Source organism: Nocardiopsis sinuspersici (assembly GCF_001998325.1).
Lineage (GTDB): Bacteria > Actinomycetota > Actinomycetes > Streptosporangiales > Streptosporangiaceae > Nocardiopsis > Nocardiopsis sinuspersici.
In genome coordinates, this window is record NZ_MCOK01000001.1 from 4,472,450 (window position 1) to 4,488,682 (window position 16,233).

Consider the following 16,233-nt stretch of genomic DNA (forward strand, 5'->3'; position numbering starts at 1 on the left):
CTATGACATCCACCCCCACGGAGGGCGGTCCCGGGCCCGGTACCTGGTACCTGGACCCGCTGCACTCCAGCCTGATCTTCGTCGCCCGCTACCTGCGCTTCGGCCGGGTCGAGGGCACGTTCGGCCGGGGCCGGGGCCGGGTCCTCGTCGCCGAGGACCCGGCGGAGTCCAGGGTGGAGGTGGTCCTCGACGCGGCGAGCGTCAACACCGGTGTGGAGGCGCGCGACGCCCACCTGCGCTCCGCCGACTTCCTGGACGTGGACCACCACCCCGAGATCCGCTTCGTGTCCACCGGCGTGGAACCGGGCGGACGCGCCCGCAACGCCTTCCGCCTGCACGGCGACCTGGCCATCCACGGAACGACCGTGCCCACCGTCCTCGACGCCCAGTGGGTGGGCGAGGCACCCGACTACGTGTCCCCGGAGGACACCTACGGCCACTTCTTCTCCGCCACCACGCGCGTCAGCCTCGCGGACTTCGGCGTGGGCGACGGCGGGGCCCTGCCCTGGGGAGGCCGGATGGTCGGCGACACGGTCGACATCGTGCTGGAGGTCCGCCTCCAGGACCAGGACCCCACACCCTTCCTGAGGCAGATCGGGCACATGTCCTGAGGAACGTGTACCCGGACGGCCCCGGACGAGCCGGTACCGCACGCGGCCCCGGAAGGGCCCGCGGGCTCCGGACGAAGCGGGAACGCGAAACGGCGGGGCTCAGCCGCCGAGCAGCGCCTCGACCTCGTCCCGGGTGGGCATCGAGGAACTGGCCCCGTGCCGCTGGACCGAGAGCGCGGCCGCCGCCGCGGCGAACCGCATCGACTCCTCGGGGCCGCGGCCCTGCGCCCGGGCGACCGCGAACGAGCCGCAGAAGGTGTCGCCCGCGGCCGTGGTGTCCACCGCCTCCACCCGGCGTGCGGGAACGTGCACCGCCTCGGTGCCACGACGGCCGTGGAGCGAACCGTCCCCGCCCAGGGTCAGCAGTACCTCCGGAACCCGCTCCAGCAGTGCCGCCAGCGCCTCACGCGGGTCGGCGCGGCCGGTGATCGCGGCCGCCTCGTGCTGGTTGGGCACCAGGACGTCCACCGACTCCAGGAGTTCGGCGGGCAGCTCACGCGCGGGGGCCGGGGTCAGGTAGACCGGCACGCCCAGCTCGCGCCCGGTGCGCGCGGCGGAGACCACCGCCTCCATGGGCAGTTCGAGCTGGAGCAGCAGGGCCGCGCTGCCCTCGATGACCGAGGCGTCGCCCCCGACCACGCCGGCGACCCCGCCGTTGGCACCCGGGACGACGATGATCGAGTTGCCGCCCTTGCCGTCCACGACGATGTGCGCCACACCCGACACCCCGGGCACCGTGCGCAGCCCGGACACGTCGATACCGCAGTCCACGAGGTTGGCGCGCAGCTCCTCGCCGAAGGCGTCCTCACCCACCGCGCCGAGGAAGGCCACGTCGGCCCCCACCCGGGCGGCGGCGACGGCCTGGTTGGCGCCCTTGCCGCCGGGGACCTGGCGAAAGGCCGTCCCGGTGACCGTCTCACCGCTGGCGGGCACCTGGTCGACGTAGGCGACCAGGTCCATGTTCACGCTGCCGAAGACCGCGACGCGCGGCGCCGCGCTCACGAGGCCGCCTGCTTCGGCTTGGACCCGCCGTCGTCGCCGTCCAGCCCCACGATGACCGGGGCGTGGTCGGAGGCGCCCTTGCCCTTGCGCTCCTCGCGGTCGACGCTCGCGCCGCTCACGCGGTCCCTGAGCGCCGGGGAGGCGAGCACGAAGTCGATGCGCATGCCCTTGCGCTTGGGGAAGGCCAGGCCCTTGTAGTCCCAGTAGGTGTACACGCCGGGGCCCGGGGTGTGGGCGCGCACGACGTCGTCGAACCCCGCGCCGACCAGTTTGTCGAAGGCCGCGCGCTCGGGCTCGGTGACGTGGGTGCTGCCCTCGAACTCGGCCATGTCCCACACGTCCTCGTCCTTGGGGGCGATGTTGAAGTCGCCGACGTAGGCGATCTGCGCGTCGGGGTCGACGGCCAGGCTGGCGGTGCCCGCCTCGCGCAGCGCCTCCAGCCAGCGCAGTTTGTAGTGGTAGTGGGGGTGGCCGACCTCGCGCCCGTTGGGGACGTACAGGCTCCACACCCGCACACCCGCGCAGACGGCGCCGATCGCGCGGGCCTCGGCCTCCTCGGGGTCTCCGTAGCCGGGCTGGCCCGGGAAGCCGGTCCGGACGTCCTCCAGGCCGACGCGGGAGGCGATCGCGACCCCGTTCCACTGGGACAGGCCGTGGTGGGCCACCTCGTAGCCGCGGTCGGTGAAGACCGACTCGGGGAACTGGTGGTCCCGGGCCTTGGTCTCCTGGATGGCGAGGACGTCGACGTCGCTCCGGTCCAGCCAGGCGCCGATCCGCTCGGCCCTGGCCCGGGCACTGTTCACATTCCATGTCGCGATACGCACAGCAAAAGGCTAGGCCATGGCGGTGACAGTACGGTGCCGGCGCGGGCGGGCGAAGCGGTCCTGTGGACGACCGGGGAAGGCGGCTCCGGGAGGGGAGGACCAGGTGCGGGGGAGGCCGTCGCCGGCCCGCTCGGGAAGGAGGCCCGCGGCGGTGGCGCGAATGAGCCCCGGTGCGGCCGTCCTCCGCACCGGGGCGTCGCGACTCCCGGCACATGCTCGGTCGTTTCCGTCGCGCCCTGTTGGACGGCTACACCCCTCCGGAGGTTCGCATTGGGCCAAAGGTTTTTGCCCGCCCTCCGCACACGGGGGCGGCCCGTCGGCGCGCGGGGGGTGGACCACCCACGCGTAAGGGCCGTACCAACGGGTAGCTCTGTGATGCAGACCACACGACTCCCCCTCAATGAGGTGAGCGCGAGTATGTCAACGGTCGAACCCGACACCAACACCACTCCCGAGGTCGACGAGCGGCGGGCACGCGCCGTGGCGGAACAGGCCCGGGAGAGCGAGTGGCAACGGCCCAGCTTCGCCAAGGAACTGTACCTGGGGCGGCTCCGCCTGGATCTGATCCACCCCCTGACCAGGCCGGAGGAGGACGCGCGGCGCCGGGGCGAGGACTTCCTGGGATCCCTGCGCACCTTCTGCGAGGGCATCGACTCCCAGCGCATCGAGCGGGAGGAGCGCATCCCCGACGAGGTCGTCAACGGCCTGCGCGAGCTGGGCGCCATGGGCATGAAGATCCCCGTCGAGTACGGCGGGCTCGGGCTCGGCCAGGTCTACTACAACCGCGCCCTGACACTGGTCGGCTCGGCCTCCCCGGCGATCGGCGCGCTGCTCTCCGCCCACCAGTCCATCGGCGTCCCACAGCCCGTCTCCATGTTCGGCACCGAGGAGCAAAAGCGCAGGTTCCTGCCCCGCTGCGCGCGCGGGGACATCAGCGCGTTCCTGCTCACCGAACCCGACGTGGGCAGTGACCCGGCGCGCCTGCACGCCACCGCCACGCCCGACGAGGACGGGGACGGGTACGTGCTGGACGGCGTGAAGCTGTGGACCACCAACGGGGTGGTGGCGGACCTGCTCGTGGTCATGGCCAGGGTGCCCGAGGGCCCCGGCCACCGGGGCGGCGTCACCGCGTTCGTCGTCGAGGGCGACGCCCCCGGCATCACCGTGGAGCGGCGCAACCGGTTCATGGGCCTGCGCGGCCTGGAGAACGGCCTCACCAGACTGCACCGGGTGCGGGTCCCGGCGGAGAACCGGATCGGCAAGGAGGGGCACGGACTGCGTATCGCGCTGTCCACCCTCAACACCGGGCGGCTCTCCCTGCCCGCCATGTGCGTGGGCGCGGGCAAGTGGGCGACCAAGGTGGCCCGCGAGTGGTCGCGCGAGCGCGTCCAGTGGGGCCGCCCCGTGGGCAGGCACGAGGAGGTCGCCAAGAAGATCTCCTACATCGCCGCCACCACCTACGCGATGGAGGCCATGCTGGACCTGGCCAGCCAGATGGCCGACGACAAGCGCAACGACATCCGCATCGAGGCGGCCATCGCCAAGCTGTGGGCGTCCGAGCACGCGTACACCATCGCCGACGAGCTCGTGCAGATCCGCGGCGGCCGCGGCTTCGAGACCGCCGACTCCCTGGCCGCGCGCGGCGAGCGCGGCGTCCCCGCCGAGCAGCTGCTGCGCGACCTGCGCATCAACCGGATCTTCGAGGGCAGCACCGAGATCATGCACCTGCTCATCGCCCGCGAGGCGGTGGACGCGCACCTGTCGGTGGCCGGGGACATCATCGACCCCGAGGCCGACCGCGCCGACAAGGCCCGGGCCCTCGCCAGGGCCAGCGGGTTCTACGCGAGGTGGCTGCCCACCCTGGCCGTCGGGCAGGGGCAGGTGCCGTCGGCGTTCACCGGGTTCGGACCGCTCGCCGCCCACCTGCGGTACGTGGAGCGCACCTGCCGCAGGCTCGCCAGGTCCACGTTCTACGGGATGTCGCGCTGGCAGGGGAGGATGGAGGTCAAACAGGGCTTCCTCGCCCGGATCGTGGACATCGGCGCGGAGCTGTTCGCGATGAGCGCGGTGATCGTGCGCGCCCGCGACGACGTCGAGACCCGCCCCGAGCGCGGCAGCGGCCCCTTCGAGCTGGCCGACGTGTTCTGCCGCCAGTCGCGGCTGCGGATCGACACCCTCTTCGAGGGACTGTGGTCCAACACCGACACCGTGGACGGCAAGCTGTCCCGGCGCCTGATGGACGACGCCTACACGTGGCTGGAGGAGGGCGTCGTCGACCCCTCCCTGCCCGGGCCGCTGATCTCCCCGTCCGTTCCCGGACCGTCGAAGGAGGAGAACCAGCACCGGCGCATGGGCTGACCCCGGCGGCCCCGGACTGTCGTGGGCGGGGGCTACGGTGTCGGCATGGCCGAACCGCACCCCCGCCGCGACGCTGACCTCTCCCTCCCCCAGGCGCGCAGGATCGCGCTCGCCGCCCAGGGCTTCGGCGATCCCAGACCCTCGGGGAAGCCGACGCTCGCCCACCTGGCACGGGTGGTGCGCCGGGTGGGCGTCCTCCAGATCGACAGCGTGAACGTGCTGGCCCGCAGCCAGTACCTGCCGGTCTTCGCACGCATGGGCGCCTACGACACCGCCCTCCTGGACCGGGCCGCCACCACCGCGGCCGGTTCCGGCGCCGCCCGGCTGGTGGAGTGCTGGGCGCACGAGGCCAGCCTGGTGCCGCCCTCCACCCGCCAGCTGATGCGCTACCGGATGGAGCACAACCGCGAGCAGACGCGCGTGGGATGGATGAACGGCATCCGCGAGGAGCGGCCCGAGCTGGTCAAGGCGGTGTTCGAGGAGGTGGTCCGGATCGGCCCGGCCAGTGCCCGCGAGGTGGAGTCGGCGCTGGCGCACGACGCGCCGCGCGCCAAGAACCACTGGGGCTGGAACTGGTCCGAGGCCAAGAAGTGCCTGGAGTACCTGTTCTGGATCGGTGACCTGACCTCCAACGGCCGCAACACCCGGTTCGAGAGGCTCTACGACCTGCCCGAGCGTGTCCTGCCTCCAGAGGTGCACGCCGCACCGGTGGCCACGCCGCGGGAGGCGCACCGGGAACTGGTGTCGATCGCCGCCCGCGTCCACGGGGTGGCCACCGAGGCGTGCCTGCGCGACTACTTCCGCCTGAGGCCCGCCGAGTCCCGTGCGGCCGTCGCCGACCTGGTGGACGCCGGTGAGCTGGTGCCGGTGCGGGTACGGGGCTGGGAGCGCACCGCCTACCTGCACCGGGACGCCAGGGTTCCACGCAGGATGCGCGCGCGTGCGCTGCTGAGCCCGTTCGACTCGCTGGTGTGGACGCGCGGCCGTACGGAGGAGCTGTTCGGGTTCCGCTACCGGCTGGAGATCTACGTGCCCGCCGCCAAGCGGGTGCACGGCTACTACGTGCTGCCGTTCCTGCTGGGCGAGGACCTGGTGGCGCGGGTGGACCTCAAGGCGGACCGGAAGTCGGGGACCCTGCTGGCGCAGCGGATCACCCTGGAGGAGGGCGCTCCCGCCGAGACCGTGCCCGAACTGGTCGAGGAGCTGACCGAGATGGCCGCCTGGCTGGGCCTGGCGAACGGCGTCGGCGGCCCGGCTCTGGCCTCCCCCGCCCCCTGAGCCCAGGCGGGTCCGGAGCGCCCTGCTCCGGGTCCCGCCTCTCCCATCCGGCGGTAAGGGACCGGCCAGGTCCGGATCGGGCGGTATCCGCCCTCCTTCCGGGGAACACGCGCCGCGCGTACAGATCCGGAACAGTTTCCGGCAACGTTCCCTCAAAGGAGGGTTATCCGCGCGGGGGGCACCGTCCTACGCTGCCCACAGGGGCGTTCACGGCACGTCGCGCCTTCGGCGGCCGCCACAGCGTCCGAGACCGACCGGCCCCGGAGCACGCCCCACGGCGTTGGGGGAAGCCATGGCCCAGCTCAAGGCAGGTCCCGTGTCCGGCACTGCGCTGAACCGCCTGAGGTCGGAGTTCTCCGGCCGGGTGCTCATTCCCACGGACGGCGGCTTCGAGGACGCGCGCACCGTCTTCAACGCGATGGCCGACATGCGGCCCGGTGTGATCGCGCAGTGCGCGACCGTGGACGACGTGCGCCGCGCCCTCGCGTTCGCGCGCGAGGAGGACCTGGAGATCGCCGTGCGCGGCGGCGGGCACAGCGTCGCCGGTATGGCGCTCACCCACGGCGGCATGGTGGTCGACCTGCGCCGGATGAACACGGTGGACGTCGACCGGCGGGAGATGCTGGCCCGGGTCGGCGGCGGCGCCCTCATGCGCGACCTGGACGCGGCGACCGCCCCGTTCGGCCTGGCCACCACCGGCGGCCGGGTCTCGACCACCGGGGTCGGCGGTTTCACGCTCGGCGGCGGCTCCGGATGGCTGGAGCGCAAGTTCGGCCTGGCCTGCGACAACCTGCTCGCCGCCGACATGGTGACCGCCGGGGGCGACCTGGTGCGCGCGTCCGCCGACGAGAACCCGGAGCTGTTCTGGGCGCTGCACGGCGGCGGCGGCAACTTCGGCGTGGTCACCCGGCTGGACCTGCGGCTGCACCCGCTGCCGGAGTTCTCCCTGGGGCTGCTGGTCTTTCGGCCCGAGGCGGGACCCGACGTCGCCCGCGTCTGGCGCGACCTCATGGCCTCGGCACCCGACGAGGCCGGCGGCGGCTTCTTCTACCTGGTCGCCCGGCCCGAACCGTTCATGCCCGAGGAGCTCGTCGGCACGCTCGTGTGCGCCGTCGTGCTGACCTGCGCGGGCGGGGAGTCGATGCTGCGCGACCTGGCCGCACCGGTCACCGGTATGCGTCCCGAGGTCGGACTGGTCACCGACATGCCCTACCCCGAGGCGCAGAAGGTCCTGGACGAACCGCCCGGCTACCGCAACTACTGGTCGGTGGAACACCTGGGCTCCCTGCCGGACGAGGCCGTCGACGCCTTCTGCCGCCGGGCGGACGAGATCGTCGTCCCCTCGCCGACGGGTCACATCCTCTTCCCGTTCGGCGGCGCCATGGACCGGCCCAAGACCGACTACCCGGTGCCGTGGCGCCACGCGCGGTGGGGCGTCCACCCCCTGGCGATGTGGGAGGACCCCGAGGACGACGCCCGCGCCATCCGGTGGGTGAGGGACGTCCGCTCGGACATGCGCCCCTGGGCGACGGGGGACGTGTACCTGAACTTCACCGCCGACGAGGGCGAGGACCGCGTCCTGGCCGGGTTCGGCGAGCGCAACCACGCGCGGCTGAGCGCGGTCAAGACCGGGTTCGACCCGGACAACGCCTTCCACCGCAACCACAACATCCGTCCGGCGCGGGCGATGCCCGCGGCCCCGCCTCCCCGGAGGGGGTGAAGGCGGTGCCCGCCGTGCGCGAACGCGCACGGCGGGCGTGCCTCAGACGCGTTCGATGATGGTGGTGTTGGCCTGGCCGCCGCCCTCGCACATGGTCTGGAGGCCGTAGCGGCCGCCGGTGCGGTGCAGCTCGTTGACCAGCTTGGTCATGAGCACGGCGCCGGTGGCGCCCAGCGGGTGGCCGAGGGCGATGGCGCCGCCGTTGGGGTTGACCTTGGCGGGGTCGGCGCCCAGCTCCTGGATCCAGGACATCGGCACCGGGGCGAACGCCTCGTTGATCTCGGTGACGTCGATGTCGTCGATGCCCAGACCGGCCTTCTCCAGCGCGATCCTCGTCGCGGGGATGGGGGCGGTGAGCATGTACACCGGGTCGTCGCCGACCAGCGAGAGCTGGACGATCCGGGCCAGCGGGGTCAGGCCGTGCTGCTTGACGGCGCGCTCGGAGGCGATGAGCACCGCGCTCGCGCCGATCGAGATCTGGCTGGCCACGGCCGCGGTGAGCTCCCAGTCCTCGCGCAGCGGCTTCAGGCCCGCCATCTTCTCCATGGTGGTGTCGGGGCGCACGCCCTCGTCGCGCTCGACCCCGGCCAGGGGAGCGACCTGGTCGTCGAAGTAACCCTCCTCCAGGGCCCTGGCCGCGCGCCGGTGGCTCTCCAGCGCGAACTCCTCCAACTGCTCGCGCTTGAAGCCCCACTTCTCGCACATGAGCTGGGCGCCGCGGAACTGGGAGATCTCCTGGAAGCCGTAGCGCTCGACCCAGCCGTCGCCGTACAGGCCGAGGCCGTTGTCGATGGCGTACTGGACGTTGGCGCCCATGGGGACCATGCCCATGTTCTCCACGCCGGAGGCCACGACCAGGTCCTGGGTGCCGGACATGACGCCCTGGGCGGCGAAGTGCACGGCCTGCTGGGAGGATCCGCACTGGCGGTCGATGGTGACGCCGGGGACGGACTCGGGGAAGCCCGCGGAGAGCCAGGCGGTGCGGGCGAGGTCGAGCGCCTGCGGCCCGACCTGGCTGACGCAGCCCATGATGACGTCCTCGACCGCGGCCGGGTCGACATCGGTGCGGCCGACGAGTTCCTTGAGCACGTGGGCTCCGAGGTCCGCCGGGTGCACGGCGGCCAGGGCGCCCTTCTTGGTACCGACGGGGGTGCGTACTGCGCCGACGATGTATGCCTCGGCCACGGGATCCTCCAAGGGCTGGGTGACGGTTACGAACCGAACTGTATTCGGTTTTCTGGATCCGGCAAGACCCCGGCCCCCGGGAACACGGATCCGTGCTGGTCGTCCACAGGTTCGCGGCCCCCGTGGCGGTGGGCCGCCCGGAGTGCGAACCTGAGTGAAAAAGTCGAGAAGGGGGCTTCGCATCCCCCTCCCCTCGGGGTGCCCTCACACCCGGTGGGATCCTCCGCCCAGGTGCGCGGAGTCGCCCTCGTCGCCCAGGATGTCGGTGGTGATCCGCTCCAGGGCGGCCACCACCTCGGGGTGCTCCTCGGGCCCGTAGTCGGCCAGCAGCGAGCGCAGCGCGGTGCGCTGGGCCTCGAAGACCGACTGAGCGGCCTCCGCGCCGCGCCGGCTCAGCATCCAGGGCTCCCCCGCCCCGGTCAGGTAGTCCGCCTCCAGGAGCTCCTGGTGCACCGGTTCCCAGTACTCCTCGGGCAGCCCGGACATCTCCACCAGCTCCGCGCACGTCAGCGGCCCGGTCACGCCCAGGTGGCTGAGCACCCAGCACGCGCGGGGCGAGACCTCCAGGCCCGCCGCCTCGCGCAGGCGCCCGTACATCTCGTCGGCGCCCTCCTGGCCGCAGGCCCGGAACACCTCCTTCTCCACGTGCGCGATGGCGCTGCGGCTCCCGGCGGCCACGGGCGAGATGGACTCGTCCAGGTCCGGTGAGTCGATGGTGGTGCGCAGCGGGACCTGCCGCAGGAACAGCGCCAGCACGAACCCGGCCAGGGCGACCGGCACCGCCCACAGGAACACGGTGTCCACGGCGTCCGCGTAGGCCTGGAGGAACGACGCCTGCGCCGCCGGGGGCAACTGGTCCAGGCTGCGCGTGTCGCTCTCCAGGTCGGACGGCTCCACCCCGGGCGGCAGTTGGATCTGCTCGGCCCGGGCGGCCAGGTTGGCGGAGAGCCGCCCGGAGAAGATCGCGCCGAACACCGCCGTGCCGAACGACCCGCCGATGGACCGGAAGAACGTCGCCGACGAGGTGGCCACCCCCAGGTTGGCGTAGCTGGCGGCGTTCTGCACCACCACGACCACCACCTGCATCACCAGGCCCAGCCCCACGCCGAGGACGAAGAAGTACAGCCCCATCTCCGCCTGCGAACTCTGCGGCCCCATACGGGAGAGCAGGAACAGGCCGAGGGCGGTCACCGCCATTCCCACCACCGGATAGACCTTGTAGTGGCCGGTGCGGGTGACCAGGCGCCCGCTGGTGATCGAGGTCAGGAACAGGCCCAGCACCATCGGCAGCAGGTGCAACCCCGAGGCCGTGGGCGACATACCGTGCACGACCTGTAGGAACAGGGGCAGGAACGCCATCGACCCCATCATCGCGAAGCCCACGCAGAGCCCGATCGCCATGGCCACCACGATGGTCGGGTTCCGGAACAGGCTCAGCGGCATGACCGGCTCCGGGGCCCGCCGCGCGGACAGCCACCAGCCCGTGCCGAGCACCACGGAACCGACCATCAGACCGATGATCTGCGGTGAAGCCCACGGGTAGACGCTGCCGCCCCACGAGGCGACCAGGGTCAGGCAGACCGCGGTGGCGGCCAGCAGCACGATCCCGGCGTAGTCGATGCTCTGCCGGCCGGTGGGCCGGCGGGGCGGCAGCACCGCGAGCACCGTCACGAAGGCCGCGACCCCCAGCGGCAGGTTGACGTAGAACACCCACCGCCAGGACAGGTGGTCGACGAACAGCCCCCCGAGCAGCGGCCCGGCCACACTGGAGATCCCGAACACCGCGCCGAACAGCCCCTGGTACTTGCCGCGCTCCCGGGGAGAGACCACGTCGCCGATGATGGCGGAGGCGAGCACCATGAGCCCTCCGCCGCCGATGCCCTGGACCCCGCGGAAGAGGATGAGCTGGAGCATGTCCTGGGCGGTCCCGCACAGGGCCGAGCCGAACAGGAAGACGGCGATGCAGGTGAGGAAGAGCTGCTTGCGGCCGAACTGGTCGCCGAGCTTGCCCCACAGGGGTGTGACGGCGGTGACCGCGAGCAGGTAGGCGGTGATCACCCACGACAGGTGGTTGAGCCCGCCGAGGTCGGACACGATCGTCGGCAGCGCGGTGGACACGATCGTCTGGTCCAGGGCCGCCAGCAGCACGGTGAGCATCAGCGCGGCCATGATGACCGCGATCCTGCTGCCCCGGTGCTCCCGTCGGCTCCGACGCTCGGACCCGTGCTGGGCCATCGCCCTCCCTCCCGAGCGGACCGTCCTACGACTCCTCCGCCCGTGCTACCCGATTCCGGCCCCGTCGCCACCCTAGGAAGGTCCGGTGGCCGCACCCGCCCGGAACCGCCGGACGGGTGTCCACGGGCACGGGAACTTTGCCCGGGCTTGGACCGCCCCCTTCAAAACCGAATCCGATTCGGTTACTGTGGCGGCACCCAGTGATCACCGACACCCCGGAGCAGAGCATGAAGCGGGAACTCTTCGACGCCGACCACGACCTCTTCCGCGAATCGGTGGCCGAGTTCCTCAAGCGCGAGGTCGTGCCCTTCCACGACCAGTGGGAGAAGGAGGGGATCGTCCCCCGCGAGGTGTGGACCAAGGCGGGCGGGGTGGGCCTGCTCGGCCACGGCGTGCCCGAGGAGTACGGCGGCACCGGGACGGACGACTACCGCTACAACACCATCGTCAACGAGGAGATCTGCCGCGCCCACGCCAGCGGCCTCGGCATCACCCTCCAGAACGACGTCATGGCCCCGTACATGGTCGGCCTGACCGACGACGAGCAGAAGAGGCGCTGGCTCCCGGGGTTCGCCGGCGGCGAGCTGATCACGGCCATCGCCATGACCGAGCCCGGAGCGGGCAGCGACCTCCAGGGCATCACCACCTCGGCGGTGCGCGAGGGCGACGAGTACGTCCTCAACGGGTCCAAGACCTTCATCACCAACGGCATCAACGCCGACCTGGTGATCGTGGTCGCCCGGACCGACCCCGACGCGGGCGCGCAGGGCTTCTCCCTGATCGCGGTCGAACGCGGCACCCCCGGCTTCGAGCGGGGCCGCAACCTCGACAAGGTCGGGATGAAGGCCCAGGACACCGCCGAGCTGTTCTTCGACGACGTGCGCGTCCCGGCGGCCAACCTCATCGGCCGGGAGGGCGGCGGCTTCGTCCACCTGATGCAGAACCTGCCGCAGGAGCGGCTGTCCATCGCCACCTGCGCGGTGGCCTCCGCCGACGCCATGCTCCAGCACACCATCGGGTACTGCCGTGAGCGCACCGCCTTCGGCCGTCCGATTGGGCGCTTCCAGAACACCCGTTTCGTCCTGGCCGAGTTGGCCACCGAGGTGGACATCGCCCGCACCTACGTGGACCGCGGCATCGACCTGCTCAACCGGGGTGAGCTCACCGTCGAGGACGCCGCCATGGCCAAGTGGTGGACCACCGAGCTGTGCAACAAGGTGATGGACCGTTGCCTACAGCTTCACGGCGGGTACGGGTACATGATGGAATACCCCGTGGCACGGGCCTGGCAGGACTCCCGCATCCAGACGATCTTCGGCGGCACCACGGAGATCATGAAGGAGATCGTAGGGCGCGGCCTGGGACTGTGACCGCTGGAACCCCCGTTCTGGAAGGGTCGGAGCTGTCATGAGCGGTGCGTGGGACGGCCTCATCGTCATGGGCCTGCTGGTCGTGCTGCTCGTGATCGGCGTGCGCAAGCTCCGGCCCAGAGTCCACATCCCGTGGGCGACCAGCGGGATCGTGGTCTTCTTCGTCTTCGTGTGCCTGCTGCTGTGGGCCTGGTCCTGGCGCTAGCGCGGCACCGGCCCGCGCGCCGCGACCCCGTACCCGCAGCGAGGTCCGAACGCCCGGCCCCGCTGTGGGTACAAGGGCATCCGGGGCCGGAGGGGGACCCGTCCCGGCCGCCGGGGCCGGGAGCCCGGGTCACTCCTCGTCGTCCTTCTCGGCTTCCTCGACCCCGTCGTCGTGCATGGGCATCTCGAACCAGACCGCCTTGCCGTCCGGGGTCGGACGCGATCCCCACCGGCTGGCCAGCTGCTCGACCAGGTACAGGCCCCGGCCGCCCTCGTCGTCGGCGGCGGCGCTGCGGATCCGGGGCAGCCGCAGGTCGTTGTCGAAGACCTCCACCCACACCGCGGACGCCCCGCGCCGCAGCCGGAGCAGGAACTCCTTGTCCTCGCTCTCGGCGGGCTCGTCGGCCTCCTCCGCCGCCACCGCCTCCAGCAGGTCCGTCCAGTCCTCGTCGAACTCGTCGGCCGCCCCCCCGAAGCCGGACGGGGTCTCCGAGTCCAGCACTCCGGCGCCGGTGAACTCGCGGTGCACCGGGTGCGGGGTGGCGTGGATGACGACGTTGGTGACGATCTCCGAGACCAGCAGGCAGGCCAGCTCGGCCTGGTCGCGGTCCATCCCCCACTCCTTGAAGGTGTTGGCCGCGAGGTGGCGGGCCTCGCCCACGGTGGAGGCCTCCGAGCGGAACCAGCCCTCGCGCAGCGCGAGCGCCTCGTAGTGGGTGCGCACGACCATCAGCGCGGTGTCGTCGTCCAGCTCGCCGGGAACGCTGTGCACGGCCGCCTCGGCGATCTCGTCCACGTCCTTGTCGGCGACCTCGGAGACCCGCTCGGCCAGCCGTCCCAGCGCCCGGTCGGGGTCGGGGGTGCCGCCCACCGGCCGCCGGTCCACGAGGCCGTCGGTGTACAGCACCAGGGTGGCGCCCGTGGGCAGGCTCAGGTCGGCCTGGTGGTAGACCACGTCCTCGCCCGCGCCGCCCTTGGCGCGCACGCCGAGCATGCGGTCGGTGACCTCCAGGTCGAGCTTCTCCACCGAGTCGGAGGTGACCAGCAGCGGCGGGGCGTGTCCGGCGTTGGCGTAGGACAGCTCGCGCGACCACGCGTCGTAGACCATGTACAGGCAGCTGACGCTGGGGATCCAGGTGCCGCCGTCCTCGTCCTCCTGGCCGAGCTGGCGGACCCACTCGTCGAGTTCGCGCAGGATGTCGGCGGGTTCGCGGTCGGCCAGGGCGAAGGCGCGCAGCGCGGCGCGAAGCTGTCCCATGACGGCGGCGGCGTGCGGGCCCCGGCCCTCGACGTCGCCGATGACCAGGCCGACGCGTCCGGCCGAGAGCGGGATGGCGTCGTAGAAGTCGCCGCCCACCTGGGTCTGGACGCCGTGCCCGTGCGCCTGGAGCGGCCCGGCGGGCAGGTAGCGGTGGGCGATGACCAGCCCGTCCAGGGAGGGCAGCTTGCTGGGCAGCAGGCTGCGCTGGAAGGCGAGCGCGGTACTGCGCTCCTCCTCGAACAGGCGGGCGTTGTCGATGGCCAGGGCCACCCGGGAGGCGATGGCGCCGACGAGGTCGCGGTCGAAGCCGCCGTAGGTGCTCTTCTGCCGCGGTGAGAGCCCCGAGAGGGCCAGGGTGAGCACCCCGAGCAGCTCGCCGCGGGCCCGCAGCGGGGCGGCGATGGCGGAGGTGACGCCGACCTGGCGGGAGACCTGGTCGGACCGGGAGCTGGGCGAGGTCTCGAACAGGTACTCGCTGCTGACCACCGTCTCCAGTCTGCGCAGCGCCTGGGTGACGAAGTGGCGCTCGGGGTAGCGGACCTCCTCCCCGACGTCGAACCAGGTCCGCGGCGGGGGCGTCCACCCCTCGGCGTGCATCGACACCTGCCGGACCAGGCGGTCGTGGTCGTAGAGGTCGATGAAGCAGTGGTCGGCGAACTGGGGGACGAGGATGCCCGCCACGCCCCTGACGGTGGAGTCGAACTCCAGCGAGCTGGACAGGCGGCTGCCGATGCGCTCCAGCAGTCCGTACTGCTCCTCCACCCGGCCGCTGCGCAGCGCCTCGCGGGCGATGAGGGTGATGCCGTCGACCTCGCCGGACTCGTTGCGCATGGGCACCGCCTGGGCGCGCACGTGGATCCACGTGGAGTCGCCCCTGAGCACGGCGAAGGTGCCCTCCCAGGGCTCGCCGCGCAGGACCCGGCGGGCCAGTTGGGAGGCGTGCTCGCGGTCCGACTCGTGAATGCCGATGTCGAGCAGGGAGAGGCCGGCGTAGTCGCGGCCGTCCACGAAACCGAAGAGCTCGCGCGCGAAGGGGTTCCAGTAGCGCAGCAGGCTGAAGCGGTCGATGACGACGATGGCGATCTGCGCCTGGTCCACCACGGCGGCCGTGGCGAGCGCGCCGCTCTCCCGGAAGGGCTCACCCCACCGTGTCATCTAGCCGCCACCTCGCCGTCATGAGCTGCACACATGCCCGCTCCGGGTACCCCGAACGACCGCACCTTGGGGCGAGCGTAGCAACACCGTCAACGTTCCCGCAGCGCAATGTGACAATCCTGATGAGCAACCAATCAACGTGTCCGTACGGTTCACGGCTTGGCGACGAAGATGTGTCCGGCGACGAGAGCCGAGAGTTCGGTTCCCCCGGATTCCCCGTCGATCACGCGAACCCCGTCGTCAGAGGCGCGCAACACCACTTCCTGCCCCGGTTGTACCCCGCATTCGCGCAAGGTGAGCATGATGTCGGCGTCCGACTGGATCTGCTCGCTGATGCGGCGCACGGTGGCGGTGATCTCGCTGTTCCCCGCGACGTCGATCATCGGGACGATGGAGTCGTCGGTGAAGGGTTCCGGGGAGTAGTCCTCAAGGCCCAGCTCGTCCAGACCCGGGATCGGGTTGCCGTGCGGGCACACCGAGGGGGCGTTGAGCAGCGTCACCAACCGCTCCTCCACCGCCTCGGAGATCACGTGCTCCCAGCGGCAGGCCTCGATGTGCACGTCCTCCCAGGGAAGCCCGATGACGTCGACGAGCAGGCGCTCGGCGAGCCGGTGCTTGCGCATGACGTGGGTGGCCAGGCGCCGTCCCTCGGCGGTCATGACGAGGTGCCTGTCGTTCTCGACCCGCAGCAGGCCGTCGCGCTCCATGCGGGCCACGGTCTGGCTCACCGTGGGGCCGCTCTGGTGCAGACGCTCGGCGATACGGGCCCGAAGCGGGACGATCCCCTCCTCTTCGAGCTCGAAAACCGTACGGAGGTACATCTCCGTGGTGTCGATCAGCCCGTGTGCGGTCAAGTCTCCCCTCCCAAGGCTCTGTGCCCGGCGCGCGGTCGCGGCGGGCACGGCGGGTCTCTCTCAACACAGGCCGGGGCGACGTCATTCCCAGGGGCCGAGTGGGGACCGGGGCGTCCGCAGGACCGCGGGAGCGACCACCGATACGACAAGCATATCGCGACACGGAGAACCCGCAT

Annotated in this window: 12 protein-coding genes; 6 read left to right on the forward strand and 6 right to left on the reverse strand. The window is 71.8% G+C overall.

Translation table 11 applies throughout. The annotated features are described in order from the left end of the window. Nucleotides 1-2 precede the first annotated feature (2 nt). Nucleotides 3-611 carry a YceI family protein gene (locus tag NOSIN_RS19295; protein ID WP_077692101.1) on the forward strand — a complete coding sequence of 203 codons (609 nt, stop codon included), beginning with the start codon at nucleotides 3-5 and terminating at the stop codon, nucleotides 609-611. Between the two features lie 99 nt (nucleotides 612-710). Here NOSIN_RS19295 and rbsK read toward each other — a convergent pair whose 3' ends face one another. Beyond that, the gene (gene rbsK, locus NOSIN_RS19300) at nucleotides 711-1,613 is read right to left on the reverse strand and encodes a ribokinase (protein WP_077692102.1); all 903 of its coding nucleotides are present in this window, start codon (nucleotides 1,611-1,613) and stop codon (nucleotides 711-713) included. Then, the gene (locus NOSIN_RS19305; protein WP_171986612.1) at nucleotides 1,610-2,437 is read right to left on the reverse strand and encodes an exodeoxyribonuclease III; all 828 of its coding nucleotides are present in this window, start codon (nucleotides 2,435-2,437) and stop codon (nucleotides 1,610-1,612) included. The genes rbsK and NOSIN_RS19305 overlap by 4 nt, the downstream gene beginning before the upstream one ends. Nucleotides 2,438-2,854: 417 nt before the next feature. Between NOSIN_RS19305 and NOSIN_RS19310 the strand changes: the two genes are divergently transcribed. From NOSIN_RS19310 to NOSIN_RS19320, 3 genes are all read left to right on the forward strand, one after another. Continuing rightward, complete coding sequence (locus tag NOSIN_RS19310) at nucleotides 2,855-4,795, forward strand: acyl-CoA dehydrogenase family protein (RefSeq protein ID WP_077692103.1); 1,941 nt, start codon at nucleotides 2,855-2,857, stop codon at nucleotides 4,793-4,795. Between the two features lie 45 nt (nucleotides 4,796-4,840). Then, the gene (locus NOSIN_RS19315) at nucleotides 4,841-6,073 is read left to right on the forward strand and encodes a winged helix-turn-helix domain-containing protein (protein ID WP_077693662.1); all 1,233 of its coding nucleotides are present in this window, start codon (nucleotides 4,841-4,843) and stop codon (nucleotides 6,071-6,073) included. A 316-nt stretch (nucleotides 6,074-6,389) separates the two neighbouring features. Then, entirely contained in the window at nucleotides 6,390-7,793 is a 1,404-nt protein-coding gene (locus NOSIN_RS19320; RefSeq protein ID WP_236743401.1) for an FAD-binding oxidoreductase, read from the forward strand. 42 nt (nucleotides 7,794-7,835) lie between these two features. Here NOSIN_RS19320 and NOSIN_RS19325 read toward each other — a convergent pair whose 3' ends face one another. Continuing rightward, nucleotides 7,836-8,978, reverse strand: coding sequence for an acetyl-CoA C-acetyltransferase (locus NOSIN_RS19325; protein WP_077692105.1), 1,143 nt, complete (start codon nucleotides 8,976-8,978; stop codon nucleotides 7,836-7,838). Nucleotides 8,979-9,182: 204 nt separating this feature from the next. After that, on the reverse strand, nucleotides 9,183-11,213 hold the full coding sequence (locus NOSIN_RS19330; RefSeq protein WP_077692106.1) for an MDR family MFS transporter: 2,031 nt from the start codon (nucleotides 11,211-11,213) through the stop codon (nucleotides 9,183-9,185). Between the two features lie 227 nt (nucleotides 11,214-11,440). Here NOSIN_RS19330 and NOSIN_RS19335 point away from each other — a divergent pair, with 227 nt between their 5' ends. Both NOSIN_RS19335 and NOSIN_RS27305 read left to right on the forward strand, forming a co-directional pair. After that, entirely contained in the window at nucleotides 11,441-12,583 is a 1,143-nt protein-coding gene (locus tag NOSIN_RS19335) for an acyl-CoA dehydrogenase family protein (protein ID WP_077693663.1), read from the forward strand. 37 nt (nucleotides 12,584-12,620) lie between these two features. Beyond that, the gene (locus NOSIN_RS27305; RefSeq protein ID WP_170293698.1) at nucleotides 12,621-12,788 is read left to right on the forward strand and encodes a hypothetical protein; all 168 of its coding nucleotides are present in this window, start codon (nucleotides 12,621-12,623) and stop codon (nucleotides 12,786-12,788) included. A 129-nt stretch (nucleotides 12,789-12,917) separates the two neighbouring features. On the opposite strand, the gene NOSIN_RS19340 is transcribed toward NOSIN_RS27305, so the two are convergent. After that, nucleotides 12,918-15,203, reverse strand: a complete 2,286-nt coding sequence (locus NOSIN_RS19340) for a SpoIIE family protein phosphatase (RefSeq protein WP_077692107.1) — start codon at nucleotides 15,201-15,203, stop codon at nucleotides 12,918-12,920. Between the two features lie 152 nt (nucleotides 15,204-15,355). Then, nucleotides 15,356-16,057, reverse strand: coding sequence for a metal-dependent transcriptional regulator (locus NOSIN_RS19345; RefSeq protein ID WP_077692108.1), 702 nt, complete (start codon nucleotides 16,055-16,057; stop codon nucleotides 15,356-15,358). Nucleotides 16,058-16,233 lie beyond the last annotated feature (176 nt).

Excerpts from the sequence above, each read along its gene's own strand:
- NOSIN_RS19335 (WP_077693663.1), top strand. The coding sequence starts at position 11,441 with ATGAAGCGGGAACTCTTCGACGCCGACCACGACCTCTTCCGCGAATCG.
- NOSIN_RS19340 (WP_077692107.1), bottom strand. The coding sequence starts at position 15,203 with ATGACACGGTGGGGTGAGCCCTTCCGGGAGAGCGGCGCGCTCGCCACG.
- NOSIN_RS19310 (WP_077692103.1), top strand. The coding sequence starts at position 2,855 with ATGTCAACGGTCGAACCCGACACCAACACCACTCCCGAGGTCGACGAG.
- NOSIN_RS19330 (WP_077692106.1), bottom strand. The coding sequence starts at position 11,213 with ATGGCCCAGCACGGGTCCGAGCGTCGGAGCCGACGGGAGCACCGGGGC.
- NOSIN_RS27305 (WP_170293698.1), top strand. The coding sequence starts at position 12,621 with ATGAGCGGTGCGTGGGACGGCCTCATCGTCATGGGCCTGCTGGTCGTG.
- NOSIN_RS19295 (WP_077692101.1), top strand. The coding sequence starts at position 3 with ATGACATCCACCCCCACGGAGGGCGGTCCCGGGCCCGGTACCTGGTAC.
- NOSIN_RS19315 (WP_077693662.1), top strand. The coding sequence starts at position 4,841 with ATGGCCGAACCGCACCCCCGCCGCGACGCTGACCTCTCCCTCCCCCAG.